The following is a 12,497-nucleotide window of genomic DNA, read 5'->3' on the forward strand; positions in this document are numbered from 1 at the left end:
GGGAATGGTATCTTTTTATGCTAACACCCTTAAGGCTGCGACCGGGGGAAGGAGTTATAACTTGATGATTGTAAATGAGCTACATAGATTTGTTTCATACTGTAAAAAAATTCAACCCCAAACTCACGATGACATTCAAAAGTTTTTTGAGGGAGTCATCTTATTTCCTTATGACAAGGAACTTCTATTACAAGCTTATTTATTTCTGAATATTAAAGACTTGTTTCCCTCGTGCGCTGAATTGCTGTTATTTGAAAAATCTCCAATTTCAGATTATACAGATTTAGGGAAGTGTGATTTTGTCTACCGGACTTTTAAAGGTAGTCTATTTTTAATTGAAACTAAGTTTATTGATACAGAAGCAACAGGAGCAACAGAAAGAAAAAGAAGAAATAAACACAGAAACAAAGTATTTGAGCAAGTTATAACTTTAAAAGGTCGATTTAGTGAATATTGGAATATGAGGCTAGATCAATTAGAATGTGGGGTTTTCACAACAGATGCAGAAGTTGCTTGGCGAGGAAGCAGTGTAAATGTCACATCTAAATCAATATCTATAGATCATCTCGAAAAATGGCGAAGAAGTTATCACACTAGTGAAAAAAGTTATGAAGTAAGCAAAATAATAGTGCAAAAACCGAATTAGTTTTCGGAATGCAAGTGAGTTTGTTGCAGTTTATGTTTTTTATTTTTGCTGAAACTTCAATCTTTACCTCTTTGAGTAAACCAAATTATTTATTACAATCGGAACTTGCTAAACTGATAATTCGGACATTTGCTATCGATTGATTTGTTGCAATTATTATTTCTTGCAACTCGCTCAATAAATTCGTATATTCGGTATTCAGCTTCTCCAAAGTATTTTGATACTGAAATATTTCGTCTTTGTTTACATATTTAGATTCGCATAACTTCCTAAGTAATTGTCGGATAATTCTTATTTCTAGCTAAATCATTTTCAATTAATTTTTTCGAGATTGCAGCTTGTTTTTGAAATTGAAATGAGAATTCTTCAAGATAGTTTTTCATTACACTATTAACAACTTTTGCCGCTAAATTGGAATTTGAATGTGAATATGAAATATTTAAAATGTTTGTATTTGGAATAGTTTGAATCTTCAGATTTATAGTCAAATCTTCTGGAAAAAGAGATTCAGCGTTAATAGGAGTTAAATTTGATTTTTGAACAACACTATTTATTATTTTAGGTGAACGAATTGCATCTTCGTTCAAAGAAATAGAAATATTTTTTTGCCATATTTCTTTTTTCAAAAATCACTTTCCTACTACTTGACATTTATAAGGTTTTGATGCAAATAAATTACCTGGAATTGCTAAACAGACTAAAATTATCAGTAGTTTTTTATCTAAACAATTAAAGATAGACATTTTAAACTGGACGATGATAATAAATATTATATGCAACAAATTATTACATAATATCATTAAACCAGTACATTGTAGATAAGAGCTTATTTTCGTCTAGTGAAGCTGTTAATCTAACACAGCCATATCGAGCATCAATTTTTCTGTATGGAAAAACAATTATCCAGATGTTAGCTTCACTAGCGATCGCCAACACTAGTATTCAGCAAAACCATCTGTAAGAATAATTTCATCTTTTTCCAACCATAAGTATCTTTGACCCGGAAAATATGTCAGATTACTGGAATAAGTACCAAACGTCTGACAGGAAAATCATACTAATGAGAACTTGGGCTACTATTGCTGTGCTAGCTTCTTCTTGGCTAATATTTGGGGTTATATGTTCTGAGCCGATCGCCGCTACTTCGGGTGTAGCACAAAATGCCACACCATTTCCTACGCCAACAAGTCTGAAAAAGATTACTGTCAGCAACGCTGAGTTTGGGTTGAAGAGAGTTGACACCAAAGGTAACGTTACCATTTTCCAAACAACAAGAGTGCCACTTCAGCAGGGAAACGCCTACGGATGGCGGATTAAACTCAAAGACTACCAAGGTGAAGTAAAATGGCGCGAAGTATTGCGTTTACCAAAAGCTCCAGAAACTTGGGGAACAGATCGCGGTGAAGACTTCTCAATGTCACCAGACGGGATGACATCTGTGACACGGCGCACACAGTCAGCTCCAGAGGGTGTAATTGAGAATTTTTGGACGATTACCCCTGGCGATCCTGTTGGTAAGCATAGGATAGAAGTCTATATTGATGACCGTTTGATAAGTACTTTCGAGTTTGAAATTATCCCAGTGAAGTAAGTGTAAGCTTTTCCACATTTAACTTGCATAATTGAGGCGCTCATGTTGCCCATCCCACAAAGTTTGATTTAATTCGATTATGTGAATTAAGTGTTTTTCAGCTAAAAAGAAGAGGCTTGCTCTGAGAAGATGTTTTAAAAATCCTCTTATCGGTATCAAAAGTTCTAGATCCCTCTAAATCCCTCTTTTTAAGGGGGACTTTGATTCCGGTTCCACCCTAACTCTAGGGCTGAAGCCCTAACTACAAACCTTTAAACTAATAATTGATATTTCTCTTGAGCTAGATTGTAAAGAGGTCGCCAAACTAAATGATTGGTCAACACTACTAACAGAGACATGATCGCTGTCGAAGCTAATAATAGTGAGAAATTGCCTGTCGCGGTGGCGTAAGAAATCGTTGCCCCTAATCCAGAAGTACTAATTACTCGCCCTTGAAATGTAACGTACTCACTTACGATACTGGCATTCCAAGCACCACCAACGGCGCTAATAATTCCTGTAATTAGGTAGGGGAAGATTGCAGGTAAAATTAAGGTTCGCCAACGTTGCAAACGTGAGAGTTTATACACCGAAGCTGCTTCGATCAGGTCTGAGGGAATCGACTGTGCCCCAGCAATGACATTAAACAGGATATACCACATTGTCCCTAGCATCATCAGAGCGATCGCACCAATCTGCAAACCGCCGGCGATGCGGGTTAAACCTAGCAGCAGCACTGGAAATAAGGCTGTTGCTGGCACAGAAGCGGCGATTTGTACCAATGGTTGCAATACTTGAGCCAACCGTCGATTGCGACCAATTGCTACTCCCACAGGTACAGTCCACAACAATGATAATATCAAAGCGATTATCACCCGCAACGCCGTTAACATAGCGCCTTTTATCACCTGTTGCCAATCATCCCAGCCTAGAGTCCGTAATAGTAGTACGGCTTCCCAAGTACCCCACAGGACAATTAAGCTGAAGCCACTAACAAATATCCAATTTAAAAAACTCGGCAAGTTGAGGTTGCCTTTGGCATTTATAGGTACTGAACGCACGGGAAACGACCGAATTAAACTGTCGTCTAAAACTGTTTGTAATGGCTGAAAAACGCGATCGCTAATTGCGCGTAAAGTAGGCGATCGCCTGAAAGTATCCAATATCCACGATTGGGGTGCATTTTCAGTTTCAATCATCTCTAACTTAAATCTTTCTGCCCAAGCAATCAGTGGCCGCCACACAAAAAAATCAGTTGCCACAATGATCGCAATCAGTAACACCAAGCCCCAAAATATCGCTTTAAAGTCTCCTTTGTTGGCTGCTGTGCCTAAAAAAGAGCCTAATCCTGGTAAACGAAAATCTTGATTCCCCAAAGTAAATGACTCAATGGCAATTAAAAAAAACCAACCTCCAGCCACCGACATTACACTATTCCATACCAAACCAATCACACCAGATGGTAACTCTAATGTCCAAAAGCGTTGCCAAGGATTAAGGCGGTAAACCCTTGATGTTTCTAGTAATTCTTGCGGAATACTTTGAAGAGATTGGTAAAAACTAAAAGTCATATTCCAGGTCATACCAGTAAAAATTAGCAAAATTGCTGCTAGTTCTACACCAATTCTCTGACCTGGAAACAGGGAAATCAAAGCTAGTACCACACCTGGTAAAAAAGACAATACTGGAATCGATTGCAGAATATCCAACATCGGAATTAAAATCCGTTCTGCAATTCGAGAGCGATAAGCAGTATAAGCATACAAGAGGGTAAAAATTAGGGAGAAAAAGTAAGCCAGTCCCATGCGAATCAACGTTTGGGCTGTATATCCTGGCAAAGCATTGATATTTGTAGAAATTGTGAGTTCAGGTTCAAAAGTACCGGTAAATTTAGAAGCAGTTCTAATAATTGCCACAATGAAAGATAAAATTACCAGAATCAGCAATCCATCTTGCCAAGTCCAATTGCTACGTCCTAGAGTTTTATTAGCAGGAGTAAGAGGTCGAGTCATAGCAGTTTTCTTTTGCTGTGAAGTACAAATAGCGAGGGGTTTTGAGGCAGGAGGCAGGAGGCAGGAGGCAGGAAATAGAAACTCTATCTAATGCGTGATTCCTGCATTTGTATCTCATTTATTTGCAAAGTTCTGTAAGTAGAGAGTAGGGGCAGATCAGAGAAGAATAACAAATGACAAATGACAAATGACCAATGACTAATGACTAACAACAACTTGCTCTAAAAATATTTGTCCTGATGGCTCATCGTAGCCGTATATTTCGGCATAACGACCCCAATCTACGACGGTTTTTAATTGTCGTTCGGCTTCTTCTGGGCTAAAGTGACTTTCTAGGATATCTAATACCAGTTCTTCTGGAATGCGTTGATTATTTTTCGCTTCCAGAAGACGGTAAATTTGCTGTACCAAGCGAATATTAGCTAAGAGTTGCGATCGCATGATTTGTTTGCGTTCATCAATACCACCATTGATAAATTCCTGCCCGACTGGTTTCAAGCTAATATCGCCTTCTGCAAGTTCTACAAAATCCATTAATTTTGCAGCTTCTACAATGGGCAAAATATCATCTACTTCTAATTGCAATTCTTGGGCCAGGCGATATAAGTCTTTTTCTTGACGATCTTCTAAAAGTTCCAAAAGACCAGCAATGGAACCAGTTCGTACAGATGGTAAAGATTGATATTTTGCTGGTGGTGTTGCAGGTTCTACAGAGGTAGTCGTTGTTAGCTCAATTTTTTCTAATTCGGGGTTGGTGATGATTGTATAAACTCGATCTACCAAGGCTTGAAAAGTTGGATGTTTGCGATCGCGGTAATGGGGTAAAGTCACAGGTAAGTCAGCCCTAATTCTTCCCGGATTGCGTCCGAGAACAATAATTCGATCCGCCATAATTACCGCTTCTTCAATCCCGTGGGTGACAATGAGAATAGCTTGGGTGGGTATGCGGCGTTCTAACCATAAATCTAATAATTCAAACCGCAAGTTTTCTGCCGTTAGCACATCTAATGCCGAAAATGGCTCATCCATACATAATAGTTCTGGTTCTACAGCCAAAGCCCTAGCAAATCCAACTCGCTGACGCATTCCCCCAGAAAGTTCTTTGGGATAGGCATTTTCAAACCCATCCAAACCAATAATATCAATCATTCGTAGCGCCTTTTGCCGTCGAGAATCTGGCGCTTCTCCTTTTGCTTTTAAACCTAGTTCCACGTTCTCTAGTACAGTTAACCAAGGATAAAGGGCAAAACTTTGAAAAACAATTGCTACCCCAGGATTTAAACCAACTAGGGGACGGTTATGATATATGACTTCACCTTGACTGGGAGGAATTAACCCAGCAACTATCCGCATTAAAGTAGATTTGCCTGAACCCGAAGGCCCTAGCAATGCAACTATCTCCCCTGGACGTAACTCAAGGTTGATATTTTCCAGAATGACAATCTGTTGGCCGTTGGGCTGCTGATAAGATTTGCTGACATTTTTTAGGACGATCAGCTGTTCGGTTGCTGTTTTAAATACCATAACTCTTTCTTTAAGAAAATAACTAAATATAATCTCATGTTGAGGTTATTTTACAGTTAAAGCAGACTAAAAATATTTGATTCCGCTATTTGAACCGTACTGTAGCCTAACGAATCATTTGCATCGTCATAAAATTAGCTACAAGATGGCTAAATAACCCGCTAATACTAATAGGAGTCCGAAATCATAATTTGGAAAGAGTTTAATATGATTGTATATTGATTTAATGAAATGTTCTTTTTATTATTTGACTATTCTGATTCATAATTGATTACGATAAATCTATTAATTGCAGCAATATAATAATCGTCAACCAGAATATTAAAAGGAAGAAGTTACTATAAATTGTTCTATAGGACTCATGTTTGATTTCTGAAAACATTCAGTACAACTGAGAGAAGCTTCTTAACTATTGCCTATTGCCTATTGCCTCTTGCCTCTTGCCTCCAATTATGGCTATACCACCCTGCGCGAACAGAAATCAAAACGGATTACCATATTAGATATGTGCATTTGAGTAAATTGGAGTAATTGCAGATATTAAATAAAGAACCTCTATTATGGTGGTTACAATAGAAGCACCTTATATATTAGAGATATAAATCTGATTCTTGTTGGGTGGCGATTGTGAATACAGAGGAATTAAAAAGGCGTTTTGCCGCAGGGGAAAGATATTTTCCAGCCGTCAACTTGAGTAGAAACAGGCTGATTGGAGCTTATTTGCCTGGAATAAATCTATGGGGATCTGACTTGAGTGGAGCTAACCTAGCTAAAGCTAAACTCTGGGGAGCAGATTTGAGTAGAGCTAACTTAGCGAAAGCGAATTTGACTAGAGCTAATTTGAGCGGTGTCAAACTGAATGAAGCCAATCTCCGGGGAGCCAAACTCAACTATGCCAAGTTATATGGAGCGAATCTAACTGGCGCTTACTACGATGAAAGCACTCGGTTTTCTAGAGGTTTTGACCCCATTAGTAGAAATATGCGGAAGGTGTGAGTTCCACCAACCTCTCCCTGCTTTGAACTTTAGTTCAAGTCTATCCCTCTCTGAGTCGGCTGAGGTGTACATACAAGTCTTTAAGATTTGCCCCACAAGCTTTTCATCCCCCCAACCCCCTTAAAAAAAGGGGGCATGAACCTCTCAAAGTCCTCCAATTTATCGGAGGATTTAGGAGGATCTACTACATTTTGGTTTTGTAGAGAGATGTGTGTACACCGTAGCTCCGACTCGGTGAGGGACGGGTTTGTAAAGCAATTAGCATCTGAATGCTTAAAAACCGCAGAGACGCTGAGAGTGCAGAGGGAAAGGAAAGAGGGATAATTCCGATAAAAAAGGATTTGATATTACTAGATAGCAGTCAAAATGATGTTATTTCAAATAAGTGATGTTGATATATGTTGATGCGAGCCATCTGACATAGATGAGATCAACATTTGTTCAAAGACTTTGGAAAGAGCAGTTTGAAAACGCTGACGATGCTTGAGTTTGAAGAAAGGTCGAACTATTTCTGCGTAGGTGTAGCCCGCACTTCGGCTACGCTCAGTGACCGCCGTAGGCATCGTAGCGTTACCGTCTCTATTATCAATCACTCGAATTGCTCGTAGAGTTCCCAGTTGTATTTCTTTTTTTACCATCAACTCAGAAATTCCGATCGCACCGACACCATCTTCGATGGCTGCTTTTGTCATCTCTCCACTGTTGAATACTAAAATTACATCCAGTTCACTGAGATTGATTTCCCAATTTTGTAAGGCTTCCTCAAACCTTTGCTGGGTTCCAGAACCTGGTTCGCGCATCACCCAAGGGGTTTTAGTCAATTGACTTAAGTCAATTTCTCCCCACTCAAACCAAGGGTGTTTTCGACCTACTACTATTTGTAAGCGATCGCTGCCCACTATTTCATAGTCTAGAGTACTCTGGAGCGCTGGCTTCACATCTCCTTCTACCAAACCTAAATCAAACTGTCCTGTGGCCGTTCCTAGACAAATCTCTTCTGTATTGGCAAGGCTACAGTTAATTTGAATACCGGGATATCGGCTCTTAAACTCACTAATCTTACTTGGTAGCCAGTAGTTACCAATTGTCAGACTTGATCCTAATTTCAATTCACCCCGTTGCAGATTGTTCAATTCTCGCAATCCACGTTCAGTCAAGGAAACTTGATCGAGAATTTTCTGCGCTTCCACTTGCAGTAATTTACCCGCCTCAGCAATCTCGATATGGCGACCAATCCGATGGAATAGTTTCACACCATATTCTTGCTCTAAGTTGTGGATTGCTGCACTGACGGCAGGTTGTGTAATATAAAGCTCCTCTGCTGCGCGAGTAAAGTGTAAGTGCTGCGCCACAGCCAGAAAGATTTTTAGCTGCTCAAGGGTCATTCCTGCCATTTATGGTATCCCTACAACTTGGTGTCAAAGATTTAATCACTTTCATTTATCATTTTGACAAACAAAAGCATTTGATTCTATCGGTTAGTTTCACTAAAGTATAAATCAAAGCCTTTTACTTAGTCATTTGTCATTAGTCATTTGTTTTTTGTAAATGGCCAATGATTAATGCCCAATTGCCAAGCATCAAAATAAGGACTTCCAAAAATGAGCGGTTTAGTAACTGCAATTACCACAGGGATCACGGCATTCACTGCCACCAACATCGATGATATTGTGATTCTGACGTTGCTTTTTTCACAGATAAATAAAACGTTCCGCAGTCGTCACATCCTTGCTGGTCAGTATCTCGGCTTTGCTGCACTGATTGTTGCTAGCCTTCCTGGGTTTTTCGGTGGACTAATTATACCGCAGGACTGGATTAGACTACTTGGTTTAATGCCAATAATCATTGGTGTGAGTGGTTCACTAAAACGCGAAGAGGATTCACCAGAGGAAGGTGCAGAAGAAACCGAGCCATCTTGTCCCTCTATAGTTAAGAGTTTTTTCTCTCCCCAAACTTGCAACGTCGCTGCGATCGCCTTTGCCAATGGTAGTGATAATATCAGCGTCTACGTGCCTCTGTTTGCCAATTCGGAATTAGATAGTCTGCTGATTATACTCAGTGTATTCTTCGCCCTAGTGGGCGTATGGTGTTATACCGCTTATAAGTTGACCTACTTGCCTGCGATCGCACATTTTTTAACTGAAAATGGCAACACTTTTGTACCTTGTATCTTGATTGGTTTGGGCATGTTTATTGTCACAGAAAACGTTACCTGGACTCTTTTATCTGTAGTTTCTAGTTATATATTCTCATTAATCTTAGGTTTCAATACTCAATCTTCGAGTGAAGAACAAGAAAAGTTAAGTATCTAGAAAGATGTGCATCATGAATTTTCTTACGAAAATGAATTTAAAACTACAAAATATCTTCCCCATCAACAGGAATCAAAACATGAAAGTCTGGAAATCTCTTCTAATTGCCTTAATGATTTTCGCTAATCTAGCCTTCGCTCAACCTTCTTTTGCTGATAGACCAAAATTTAGCAAAAACCCTGATTATATCGAAGTCACTAAAGCTCTTAACGAACTGTCTAAAACAAAAGATGCTCAAACTCAAGTTCAAGGTCTGACACCAGAAGAAATTCAAAAGAGAGCCGAGGAATTAACACTGCAAAAATATGCTTTAGAGACGGGAATTAACTGGGGGAAATGCGAAAACCAAACAGGTAATACCATAGCAGTATACGGTAAAAGACCAAATGATGAAGACAATGAAGATGCCGTATACGACAATGGTCTGTATTTTCTAGCTAATGGTCAGTCAACTAAAGATAACTGGGATTGTGATGGCATCTATCTACCGAATGATATTAAGGTAGCAAACTTTACTTCTAGTCCGAATGGGCAAGGTGAAGAATTGACAGGACCTGTGGCTCTGAAAATCCTTGATGGAACTCAGTTGGTGATTAAGACAAATCCAGATAGTGGTGCGATTGAATTGAATGTTCCGACTGTAAAAGTTCTTAACAGCAATAAGGCTAACTGGTTTATCCCAGATATATCGCAGGCTATCATCGATACACGAGTTCCTAATGCGCCTACCAAGAAGTCTTGAAATAGAACTGCATAGTCTATTTTTGAAGGATTGTTCTCAATTTCAATAGCATAACTAACAGCCAACATTAGAGAAAAAACCTGACTTGCACTGGTGAAAAATCTCTCTGATTCTTGGCTGTTTTTTTATGAACCCTTATTACTTATACCAATTCAATTAATGATTGCAACACATCTTTGGGTAAAGACGCGATGAATCGTGTCTCTACAAATGGTCTATTTATCGCATTCTTTTTTCAAATTGGTATTAGAGCGGCTCTATACTATCAATTCCGAGTTTCGAATTCTTCCATTAGGCTTGTTTTATTTCGATATCTGCATTAAAAAATTTTTGAAAAAAAATGTACAATCATAATAAGCATATTTCAGTAGCGCAACTATTGCGCTGGGTGCAAGTCATCTGGAAAGAGATTTCCTACTACCTCCGCATTTTTTTGAGAAGAGCCGCTTTGGGGATAAGGGTGTTATTGATGCAATTAAAATTGAAATCCGCAGAAGAAGATAAAGATCAAAAAAAGCCAGGACGACTCAATCCTTCTCGAATCCGAGATCACTTGGCAAATGAGCGTACCTACCTGGCTTGGATGCGGACAGGGATTGCTCTTTTAGGTTTTGGTGTTGTAATTGTGCGTTTGCGTGCCTTCCATGTACCTTTAGTACCCCGTCCCGGCAACGGCTGGAAGTTAGGTTTAGTCTTTTCGCTGGTGGGTTTGATTACAGTGTGGCTCTCAACCAGTCACTATTTCGCTGTCCGTCGTGATATCGAAGAAGATACTTATGAACCGACAGACAGATGGGTGTTACTTTTCAGTCTCGCTGTGATGATTCTCGGAACTGGGGTAATCTATTTTGTTTTTACAAGTTCTTTAGATCCATCAAGTCCACTTATCCCGGAATGATGACTAAGTAGATAGGCAGACTTAATGCCTAGCTACTTATTTTCAAAACCGCACTTTGTACATTTGGAATAATTCCCCTGATTTTTGCGTGACTATTTTAGCGCCAGCAGCCTTAATAGCTTTTTCCCAGCCAGCTACAGGCTCTAAAAACACCTCAGCCCCTAAATAGGTTTCTAAAACTGCCCAATCTTCTGCTAAAGGTTGTTCTGGATTAAGGATGTCAAACACAAAATGCCCACCTGGTTTTAAGACTCGCTTAACTTCTGCCAGTACTGCATTCCAATATTCCAGTGGAAAATAACAGCTAAATCCTGTGGCGATCGCTAGATCAAACTGCTCTGGTGAATAGTTCAACTGATGGGCTGCTCCCAACTCAACACCTTTGAACAGCTTAGAATTCAACTGTGGCCCACGAGAGTTAAGGGTGTCGCGTGCCACATTACTAATTTCTTGCCCATGAAAAAATGCTTGCCAATCCCGCCAAGGATAGATTAAGAAGCTGATACCACAGCCAATATCTAAACAGTGCTGGTTTTTTTGAGGTTGAGCAATTTCCCAAAAAGGGGAAGCAATTCTCCCTGAAAAACTACCTCCAATCCACTCACGGAATATCGGCATCGCCTGGACTTCAGTTGGGAGTTCAAAGGTTTCACGTTGATACTCTCGGTTAAAGCGATAGGCTATTTGGCCTAATCTTTCGTCCCAGTTGCTTGATTTGGCTGAAGTAAAGAGATTTTGGAACTGCGAATCAGACTTTTTGGACATTAGATTTTTGCTACTCTTTCTAAGAATTGTAGTCAAATTTGTTTTGCGATCGCCTCCGGTGGGCGGGTACGCCATCGCCTACGGCAGGCGGATACGCCATCGCATACCCATCAAATCTCCTACTGCGGTTTGTCCTAAGTCGTCATTGGTCATTAGTAGCAATGACTAATGACTAATGACTAATGACTGCTATTCAACTTTTTCATACCAGATACCTACTTTCTCAAAAGCACCATAAGCAAGCTTGAGAAAATTCACGACTCTCTGTTTCCCAATTATCCCAAATTCTTTATACTCTCTAGCCTCTGCAAAAGTCAGGCGATTTTGGTCAATTATGTTTCTTTCTCTGTATGCTAACTTCGGAAAATCTATAACTTTTATCTGATATTTATTTACTATGTTCTGAAAGTTGGAGTCTGACTCTAGATGCTCCCAATCATCACACAGCCCCAAATTCCTCACCAGAATATGAGGGATTTTTTCACCGTAAGTATTCACTGACTGAGTAAACAGGTTGATGCTGTCATATCCTCCTGTCGATATAAACCATTTACAAAACATCACTCCCTGCGAACTTCCTAGTTCAAGTAATTGATTAGATTCAATCCACCCTTGCACTGCTCTATGCGATTGTGCGGCTAAATTCACAATTACTGGCCTCTCTATGGCCCACTCGAATATTCTATCTGCCTTATTTGCCTGTCGTTCGTTCTCACTAAACACAGCATACTTACATATTTCCTTATATACCCCTGCCACATCTGGATTCGATCTATCTGTCTCCACTGGTACAAATGGGATTCTCTTATCCAGACAATACTGAATCATTGTCCTGGCAAAGAGAGATTTTCCTACCCCGCCTTTTTCACCATCCACAAAATGAATCGTCGGCATTACAGCCACCTCTAATACTTATTAAAGCCTGATACATCTTTCCCAAAATAAGAACTTTTTGGCCGTTGCCGCCTAGTTGTTTTGGTGGTTTTATGAGAAAGTATAACCGTGATTTGGATATATTCCAACAGTCTCATT

At 39.5% G+C, this 12,497-nt stretch carries 13 protein-coding genes; 7 read left to right on the plus strand and 6 right to left on the minus strand.

Going from position 1 to position 12,497, the window contains the following annotated elements:
• The first annotated feature begins 64 nt into the window (after positions 1-64).
• Positions 65-646: a hypothetical protein gene (locus NPUN_RS28760; protein ID WP_041565693.1), complete on the plus strand. Its 582-nt coding sequence runs from the start codon at positions 65-67 to the stop codon at positions 644-646.
• Positions 647-915: 269 nt separating this feature from the next.
• Here NPUN_RS28760 and NPUN_RS28765 read toward each other — a convergent pair whose 3' ends face one another.
• Positions 916-1,272, minus strand: a complete 357-nt coding sequence (locus NPUN_RS28765; RefSeq protein ID WP_041565694.1) for a hypothetical protein — start codon at positions 1,270-1,272, stop codon at positions 916-918.
• Positions 1,273-1,706: 434 nt separating this feature from the next.
• Between NPUN_RS28765 and NPUN_RS28770 the strand changes: the two genes are divergently transcribed.
• Complete coding sequence (locus tag NPUN_RS28770; protein WP_012411931.1) at positions 1,707-2,237, plus strand: hypothetical protein; 531 nt, start codon at positions 1,707-1,709, stop codon at positions 2,235-2,237.
• A 251-nt stretch (positions 2,238-2,488) separates the two neighbouring features.
• On the opposite strand, the gene NPUN_RS28775 is transcribed toward NPUN_RS28770, so the two are convergent.
• The gene (locus NPUN_RS28775; protein ID WP_012411932.1) at positions 2,489-4,228 is read right to left on the minus strand and encodes an ABC transporter permease; all 1,740 of its coding nucleotides are present in this window, start codon (positions 4,226-4,228) and stop codon (positions 2,489-2,491) included.
• A gap of 198 nt (positions 4,229-4,426) precedes the next feature.
• Positions 4,427-5,752: an ABC transporter ATP-binding protein gene (locus NPUN_RS28780; RefSeq protein ID WP_012411933.1), complete on the minus strand. Its 1,326-nt coding sequence runs from the start codon at positions 5,750-5,752 to the stop codon at positions 4,427-4,429.
• Positions 5,753-6,379: 627 nt separating this feature from the next.
• Between NPUN_RS28780 and NPUN_RS28785 the strand changes: the two genes are divergently transcribed.
• Entirely contained in the window at positions 6,380-6,748 is a 369-nt protein-coding gene (locus NPUN_RS28785) for a pentapeptide repeat-containing protein (protein ID WP_012411934.1), read from the plus strand.
• 377 nt (positions 6,749-7,125) lie between these two features.
• Here NPUN_RS28785 and NPUN_RS28790 read toward each other — a convergent pair whose 3' ends face one another.
• Entirely contained in the window at positions 7,126-8,142 is a 1,017-nt protein-coding gene (locus NPUN_RS28790) for a LysR substrate-binding domain-containing protein (RefSeq protein ID WP_012411935.1), read from the minus strand.
• A 207-nt stretch (positions 8,143-8,349) separates the two neighbouring features.
• Between NPUN_RS28790 and NPUN_RS28795 the strand changes: the two genes are divergently transcribed.
• The 3 genes from NPUN_RS28795 (at position 8,350) to NPUN_RS28805 (ending at position 10,700) form a co-directional block, all read left to right on the plus strand.
• Positions 8,350-9,060 carry a cadmium resistance transporter gene (locus NPUN_RS28795; RefSeq protein ID WP_012411936.1) on the plus strand — a complete coding sequence of 237 codons (711 nt, stop codon included), beginning with the start codon at positions 8,350-8,352 and terminating at the stop codon, positions 9,058-9,060.
• A 79-nt stretch (positions 9,061-9,139) separates the two neighbouring features.
• Positions 9,140-9,802 carry a hypothetical protein gene (locus NPUN_RS28800; RefSeq protein ID WP_012411937.1) on the plus strand — a complete coding sequence of 221 codons (663 nt, stop codon included), beginning with the start codon at positions 9,140-9,142 and terminating at the stop codon, positions 9,800-9,802.
• Positions 9,803-10,142: 340 nt separating this feature from the next.
• Positions 10,143-10,700 (plus strand): YidH family protein, encoded by a 558-nt coding sequence (locus tag NPUN_RS28805; RefSeq protein WP_202947521.1) that lies wholly within the window; start codon positions 10,143-10,145, stop codon positions 10,698-10,700.
• 42 nt (positions 10,701-10,742) lie between these two features.
• Here NPUN_RS28805 and NPUN_RS28810 read toward each other — a convergent pair whose 3' ends face one another.
• Positions 10,743-11,465, minus strand: a complete 723-nt coding sequence (locus NPUN_RS28810; RefSeq protein WP_041565695.1) for a class I SAM-dependent methyltransferase — start codon at positions 11,463-11,465, stop codon at positions 10,743-10,745.
• 7 nt (positions 11,466-11,472) lie between these two features.
• Between NPUN_RS28810 and NPUN_RS42170 the strand changes: the two genes are divergently transcribed.
• Positions 11,473-11,634, plus strand: a complete 162-nt coding sequence (locus tag NPUN_RS42170; RefSeq protein WP_167315672.1) for a hypothetical protein — start codon at positions 11,473-11,475, stop codon at positions 11,632-11,634.
• Between the two features lie 20 nt (positions 11,635-11,654).
• Here the strand turns inward: NPUN_RS42170 and NPUN_RS28815 are convergent, their stop codons facing one another.
• On the minus strand, positions 11,655-12,359 hold the full coding sequence (locus NPUN_RS28815; RefSeq protein WP_012411940.1) for a P-loop NTPase family protein: 705 nt from the start codon (positions 12,357-12,359) through the stop codon (positions 11,655-11,657).
• Between the last annotated feature and the right edge of the window lie 138 nt (positions 12,360-12,497).

The organism is Nostoc punctiforme PCC 73102 (assembly GCF_000020025.1).
GTDB classification, from domain to species: domain Bacteria; phylum Cyanobacteriota; class Cyanobacteriia; order Cyanobacteriales; family Nostocaceae; genus Nostoc; species Nostoc punctiforme.

Bases quoted from the DNA above. Each gene is read 5' to 3' on its own strand.
- NPUN_RS28760 (WP_041565693.1), top strand. From the start codon at position 65: ATGATTGTAAATGAGCTACATAGATTTGTTTCATACTGTAAAAAAATT.
- NPUN_RS28770 (WP_012411931.1), top strand. From the start codon at position 1,707: ATGAGAACTTGGGCTACTATTGCTGTGCTAGCTTCTTCTTGGCTAATA.
- NPUN_RS28775 (WP_012411932.1), bottom strand. From the start codon at position 4,228: ATGACTCGACCTCTTACTCCTGCTAATAAAACTCTAGGACGTAGCAAT.
- NPUN_RS28780 (WP_012411933.1), bottom strand. From the start codon at position 5,752: ATGGTATTTAAAACAGCAACCGAACAGCTGATCGTCCTAAAAAATGTC.
- NPUN_RS28790 (WP_012411935.1), bottom strand. From the start codon at position 8,142: ATGGCAGGAATGACCCTTGAGCAGCTAAAAATCTTTCTGGCTGTGGCG.
- NPUN_RS28795 (WP_012411936.1), top strand. From the start codon at position 8,350: ATGAGCGGTTTAGTAACTGCAATTACCACAGGGATCACGGCATTCACT.
- NPUN_RS28800 (WP_012411937.1), top strand. From the start codon at position 9,140: ATGAAAGTCTGGAAATCTCTTCTAATTGCCTTAATGATTTTCGCTAAT.
- NPUN_RS28805 (WP_202947521.1), top strand. From the start codon at position 10,143: ATGTACAATCATAATAAGCATATTTCAGTAGCGCAACTATTGCGCTGG.
- NPUN_RS28810 (WP_041565695.1), bottom strand. From the start codon at position 11,465: ATGTCCAAAAAGTCTGATTCGCAGTTCCAAAATCTCTTTACTTCAGCC.
- NPUN_RS28815 (WP_012411940.1), bottom strand. From the start codon at position 12,359: ATGCCGACGATTCATTTTGTGGATGGTGAAAAAGGCGGGGTAGGAAAA.